Consider the following 6,000-nt stretch of genomic DNA (forward strand, 5'->3'; position numbering starts at 1 on the left):
GATTTCCGTGGATTCGAGCGGTTCGGCAAACAGCACTCTCACCCTGGCCTCCCCGGCAGGAGAGGAGAGGATGAAGAACGGAGGAGACGTCCGTCCGCAATTACGGGGCCTGGATGGTCTCCGCGGTCTGGCGGCGCTGTATGTGGTCCTGTTCCACTGCTGGCTGTACACCTTCCCGGGCTATCCGAACAGTTCAGCGCCCGGATGGCTGGACGGGCTGATGTTCGGACGCCTTGCGGTCGTCTTCTTTCTGGTGCTGTCCGGCTTCTCCCTGGCGATTTCCCCGGCCCGTCAGGGTTGGCGGTCGGGCGGCGTCGCCTCATACCTGCGCCGACGAGCCTGGCGCATCCTGCCTCCGTATTGGGCAGCACTGGTGATGAGCCTGATCATTTCCTCGTTCGTGGTGCCGGCCTCGCATTTCGGGCCACCCACCGGCGAGTCCATCGTGGTGTACGGCCTCGTCGCGCAGGACATCTTCACCGCCCCCACACCGAACGGCGCTTTCTGGTCGATCGGAGTGGAGGCCGAGCTCTATCTGCTCTTTCCTCTTCTCCTTTTCGTTCGGCGGCGGTTCAGCGCGGCCGTCCTGGTCGCCTGCGTGACACTTCCGGTGGTCGCCCGTGGCCTGATGGCGCCGGACGCGTCCCCTGTGGAGGGCGCCAACCAGCTCACTCCACATCTCGCCCCTGTATTCGTGGCGGGCATGATCGGCGCGGGAATCGTCGTCGCGTCGGACCGGGTGCGACGCCTGCCGTGGGGCTGGTTCGCCGTCCTGGCCGCCATGCCCGTTCTGGCCCTCGGCGTCGTCCGGGGTTCCGTGTGGACGGTGAACCACTACTTCTGGGTGGATATCGCCATCGCTCCCGCCATGACGATGCTGATCGCCGCAGTCGCCACCGGCAGATCCGCCGTCCTCACACGGATCCTCACCTCACGCCCCCTTCAAGGTCTCGGCGGCTTCTCCTACAGTCTCTACCTGATCCACCTGCCGCTCGTCATGGCCGTAATCCGCCGCGTGGCCCCGCATTTCGTATCATCCGGCCTGCCCACGTTCTGGTTCACGCTCATCGTGGCACTGCCGGTTTCGCTGCTCGGGGCGTGGCTGTTCGCCCAGCTCTTCGAGATGCCCTTCAAGCGGAACAGATCCTGGAAATCCGTGATCGCACTGGGCCGTTCCTACTGGACCGGCAGCGGCGCGAGCGGCCGTCAACAGCCTCAAAGGGCGCAGCCTCGCGAGACCTGACGATGCGGGAGAGGGCCAGCGGTTCCCGGCGTGCGACCGTCCACCCACTCCGCCTATTGGGTCCCACAACGTGTCCGGTCGTATCCGCCCTTCACAACTGACGGTAGGGCTCGCGGTACAGGTCGGCGTGAACCTCTGTGTGGACTTCGGCGCGGATCTTACGGAGGGCGGAGCCGCCGACGTAGCGCTGTGTACGAGCGTGACCGACGGACTCGATGAGGTCCAGGCGGCGCAGGGTACGGAGGTCGGCCAGGGCCTGGTCGCGGGTGAGGGCTTCCTCGGACTGATAGGTGGTGCGGCGCAGATGCCCCTGCGTGGCGGCGTACAGGGCGGAGACGGTGCGTTCGTCGAGCCGCCGTTCCTCCGCAAGGTGCTCCAGGCGGAACCAGAGCCGGGCCGCCACTTCGAAACGTCGCTGCACTTCCTGGGCCTGGAGATGGTGAGCGGTGAGGCAGAACCTGATCCAGGAGGCGGCATCACGCTTCGGCTGCCAGGAACCTGACTGGACGGTGCGCAGGGCTGCGTAGTACTCGCGGGTGTTGAAGTCGTCCGCACCGAGCCACTCCTCAATGCTGGAGAACTCGGGGGCGAGGATGCCCTCGCGCGCCAGGACCAGGGTGTGAACGGCGCGGGACATGCGTCCGTTCCCATCGCGCCAGGGGTGGATGGAGACGAGGTTGAGGTGAGCCATGGAAGCCCGCACGAGGGCCGGCGCGTCCAGGTCCCCTTCGGCAAGCCAGTGGATCAGTTCGTCCATGAGAGGGGGTACGTGCTCGGGGTCCGGAGCGGTGTAGACGGGCGGACGGTTCGGGCCGCCGGAGACCCATACCCCGCTGGTGCGGTACTCCCCGGCGTGCAGCTCCTCGTCGGGAGTTCTGACCATCATGAAGTGCAGGGCCGAGAGCAGGGTGTGGTCCCAGGAGAAAATCCGGAAGCCCGCTGCGCGCTGGACGTAGGTGAGGGCGTCACGGTAGCCCGTGACAGCGTTGCGTGTCGCCTCGTCCGTGTCAGGGGAAATGTCCCCGCCGGCAACCAGGGTCTCGGCGTCCTCGGCGCTGATCGTATAGCCCTCGATGTGGGTCGATCCCCGAACGGCGGCCGCCGTGAGCGATCGACGAAGCTGCCCTTCCCAGCGTCGGGGCTGGGCGAGCCGGTGACGGAATTCGGTACGGAACGCCTCGATCTCGTCGATGACGCGACGGTCGTCCGAGGCCAGGGACGGTGCGGCAAAGAGCATCCTTCGATACTACGACACACGTAGGGTCGGAGCATCGCTGCTCTCGGACACCCCAGCGTCCCTGCCGTCCACCGCGAGGCTGCCGCGCGGCCCCGTCGCCCTCGGGCGGCGGTCGGCGAGCCGGCGTCGGACCGCCCGGTGCAGCGCGTCGCCGTCGATGCGGGCCGGCGACGGGGCATCGGCGCTGGTCCGGTGGGTGGTTACCGCAGCAGCCCGAACGTCACCCCCGCCACCACCGAGCCCAGCGCTGCCCCCGCCACGACCTGGGCCGGGGTATGGTCGCGCAGCGCGACGCGGGACCAGCCGATCAGGGCGACCAGGGAGTATGCGGCCAGCGACCAGGGGCCGTAGGCGAGGGCGAGGATGGCGATGCTGCCGGAGGAGACGGCGGCGTGGACGGAGATCTTCCAGGCGAAGGTGATGGCCATGAGGATGACCAGGGTGGAGACCATCGCCGCGATGAGCGCGACCATGGCCGACGGGGCGCCGAGGAAGCTCATCAGCAGGGTGCCGGTGGTGACCGAGCAGATGATGAAGACCATGACCACGAGCCGCTGCTGCCGCACGCCGAGGTGACGGTCGGCCCAGGTGCCGCGCCGCACACCGAGCTTGATGAAGAGCACCGGGATGACGGCCGCGAACAGCGCGCCGAACAGCCCCCAGCCGACCCCGGCCAGTCCGTCGGCGTGCCAGCCGACAAGCAGGGTGACGACGAGGATCCAGTTCTTCGGCTCGAAGCCGTCGGTGACGAGGCGGGCGGCGCGGGACTCCGGTGGAGCGTCGGCAACGGTTTCGGTGCTGGTCACTAGAGGGCTTTCTGCTGGGCGGAGTGGTGGCCGTCGTGCGTGTTCTGATCGTGGGGGCTGTGGGTGCGGACGAAGTCTCGTACGGTGTCGCCGGCCCGGGCAGCCTCGATCCGCCGTAGCCATTGGGCCTCGGCTTCGAGGTCGAGGGCAGCGTCATCGTCGGCGGAGCCGACGTCTCGGCGCTGGACGGTGTCGTAGGGGACGAGGCCCGCGAGCTTGGCGTGGCGGGCGGTCTCGATCCAGCATGCCTCCGCGAGGTCCCGTCGGGCGGCGGATGCGGCGGCATCGGCGGCGTCCCGCTGGGCCGCCGAGACGTACGGCTGGAGGGCGAGGATCGCGTCGCGGATCTCCACGACTCGGCGGTGCAGCCGCATCCGCAGCTCCCGGCGGCGCAGGTCCTCGCCCAGCACGACCTCGGGGACGGCCTCGGTCAGGTCTTGCCACAGGGGGCGCAGCGTGCGCAGGTACCGCCAGTGTTGGGCCGCCCGCCAGGCCACTCCGACGGCCGGGACGGAGCTGCCGACGAGGATCAGGCCGATGGCGGTGTGCTTCATCGCGTCGGTGAACGTGCTCGCGCTCGCGTCGCTGTGGGGTCCGGCCGCCTCGGTGAGGCGAAGCACAAGGTAGACGGCACGGGACAGCGCGTACGCCACCCCGACCGCCGTGCCCACGCCGAGCAGCCGCAGGCCGGTGTGCAGCCAGCCCGCTCCCGCGTGGCGGCTGGAACCCCAGAAGAGCCGGGTGGCCATGGCCATCGCGGTGGCCAGGTAGGTGAGCCAGACCAGCAGATAGGCGGTGGCCGGGACGGATCCGGCGCTGTTCTCGAAGAAGTCCTCGGCCTCGGTCCGCCGCGGTACGAAGGCGAACAGTACGGTCAGCATGGCTATGGTCATTCCGACAGCCGCCATCCGTTGCCGCACTCCGGTGCGGGTATGGGGCCGGGTGATGACGTAGACGAACTCCAGGACGGCGGCCGCAGCTGTGATGCCCAGGTAATGCTTGAGCAGGGTCGACAGGTTGTTGACGCCGGCGCCATCGTCGATGGCGTGCATGATGGCCGGGTGGCGCAGAGTCATGGAGAGCGTCAACGCGGCGAAGGCGACCCACAGGGTGCGCTGTTTCGACGACCGTACGGCTGACGGGGCACGCCAGACGGCGACCACCCACAACAGGGCCAGAACCACGGTGCTCATGCGGGCGCTCTCACGCTCTCTGGTCTCGGGGAGTATCCGTGAACGTGCGGATGGGGTGGCCGAGGGCATCGCCCAGCCGTTCCAGTACGGGGTTCGTGGTGGCCTCGCGGTCGAGGATGCGATGGCTGAGAATCGTCGCCAGAAGCTCGGCGTCCTTCTCCTGGTTGTCGCTGTAGCTGGTGCGCCCGAGGATGTGCAGCACTTGGTCCAGGTCGATCCCGAGGTCGTCCTCGTCCTCGTCCTGTTCGCCGTCCGGCAGCAGTCTGGTGGCGTACGCGGGCCGGTCGGCGTCCGGAGCCCCGTGGCCGAGGAGCAGGTGGGCGAGCTCGTGCAGCACGATCTGGAGTTTGTGCAGGGCGCTGGTCGCCGGTTCGTAGAAGATCAGGTCCGCGTTCTCGGTGGCAACCAGAACCCCGCAGGGCAAGTTGCTGTTCGGGGCACCCTCCAGCGCGACCAAGCGCAGGGGACGGCCCCGCTGGGCGGCGAGGCCCTTGCACAAGGTGTCGAGATCGAAGGGGCGCGGGATGGCGACCACGTCGGCTACGGCCTCGCATCGGGCACGTCGGCGCGTGATGTACATGCGGTCCTCGCTGGCCGGGCAGACCCGGGTCGGGTGTAAATCCCGGATATTCCATGGCATTCCGCCGAAGCGCTGTCCGCTGAGTGAAGCGAACGAAATTTCACGTGAGCCTAGGCGATGATGTGGGCATGCTCAAGTCGCCCTGAGTCGACGTACCGAACACCGATGTGATCCGGCCACGATGGGCTCGCGCGTCAGGCCTTCGTGTCCCGCGCACGGCGGGACGGCGGCTCCGGCAACCCTTCCAGCCTGCGCGCCTGGTCGATCACGCCACGGATCGCCTGGATGCTTCCGGCCGACAGGCCGTTCATGCGGAGCGCGACGTCCCGTACGTCGCCGTCCTCCAGGATCTTCACCAGCTCTCGCTGGGCCCGGGTCAGCTCGACCCGCTCCTTGACCCGGGCGAGTTTGGCGTCCACCCGCTCGGCTACCTCGTCGTCGAGGAAATAGGTCACCGGTACGCCGAAGAAGCCCGCGATCACGGTAAGGGTGCTGACCTTGGGGTCGATGATCTCGCCCTTGCGGATCTTCTGGATCGCGGCATGCGACACCGTCGGCCCATCCGGTCCGGCCTTCGCGCGGATCCCCTCGGCGATCTCCATGTAGCTGAGCGGACCCCGGTCCGAGGGATGGACGGTGCGGATCAAGTGGTCGAGCTTCTGGGCGATGGTGCGCCCGCTCGCCGGATTCCGGCTCTCCATCAGATCACCCCTCACTGCTGACGCCCGACGTCACTGATCGCTCTCGACGGTCAAGCCCTCACTGTGCGCCCAAGTTTACGGACGAGGATAGCGGCGCGGGTTCGTAAAGTCTGATTGACAATCGGGAGGATACTTCGGCATGCTGAGGGAGATCCGTAAAATAAAGTAGACGACGTTGCGTGCGTCCACGGGGGAAGGCATGCCGCGCCGTCCACAACGGGGGCGGGTCACGGGGTCGGG

Annotated in this window: 6 protein-coding genes; 1 reads left to right on the forward strand and 5 read right to left on the reverse strand. The window is 68.0% G+C overall.

Features of this window, described 5'->3' with window-relative positions; genetic code table 11:
- The first annotated feature begins 70 nt into the window (after positions 1-70).
- A complete protein-coding gene (locus tag ACLZN2_RS42210; protein WP_416985062.1) occupies positions 71-1,243 on the forward strand; it encodes an acyltransferase family protein in 1,173 nt (390 codons plus the stop codon).
- A gap of 91 nt (positions 1,244-1,334) precedes the next feature.
- Here ACLZN2_RS42210 and ACLZN2_RS42215 read toward each other — a convergent pair whose 3' ends face one another.
- From ACLZN2_RS42215 to ACLZN2_RS42235, 5 genes are all read right to left on the reverse strand, one after another.
- Complete coding sequence (locus ACLZN2_RS42215) at positions 1,335-2,480, reverse strand: Fic family protein (RefSeq protein ID WP_416985063.1); 1,146 nt, start codon at positions 2,478-2,480, stop codon at positions 1,335-1,337.
- Between the two features lie 200 nt (positions 2,481-2,680).
- Positions 2,681-3,286 carry a hypothetical protein gene (locus ACLZN2_RS42220; RefSeq protein WP_416985065.1) on the reverse strand — a complete coding sequence of 202 codons (606 nt, stop codon included), beginning with the start codon at positions 3,284-3,286 and terminating at the stop codon, positions 2,681-2,683.
- Positions 3,286-4,479, reverse strand: coding sequence for an MAB_1171c family putative transporter (locus tag ACLZN2_RS42225; RefSeq protein WP_416985067.1), 1,194 nt, complete (start codon positions 4,477-4,479; stop codon positions 3,286-3,288). The genes ACLZN2_RS42220 and ACLZN2_RS42225 overlap by 1 nt, the downstream gene beginning before the upstream one ends.
- Positions 4,480-4,489: 10 nt before the next feature.
- Positions 4,490-5,059 carry a hypothetical protein gene (locus tag ACLZN2_RS42230; RefSeq protein WP_416985069.1) on the reverse strand — a complete coding sequence of 190 codons (570 nt, stop codon included), beginning with the start codon at positions 5,057-5,059 and terminating at the stop codon, positions 4,490-4,492.
- A gap of 194 nt (positions 5,060-5,253) precedes the next feature.
- Positions 5,254-5,760, reverse strand: coding sequence for an XRE family transcriptional regulator (locus ACLZN2_RS42235; protein ID WP_416985070.1), 507 nt, complete (start codon positions 5,758-5,760; stop codon positions 5,254-5,256).
- Positions 5,761-6,000: the final 240 nt, after the last annotated feature.

Source organism: Streptomyces sp. T028 (genome assembly GCF_048159505.1).
In the GTDB taxonomy this organism is placed as follows: domain Bacteria; phylum Actinomycetota; class Actinomycetes; order Streptomycetales; family Streptomycetaceae; genus Streptomyces.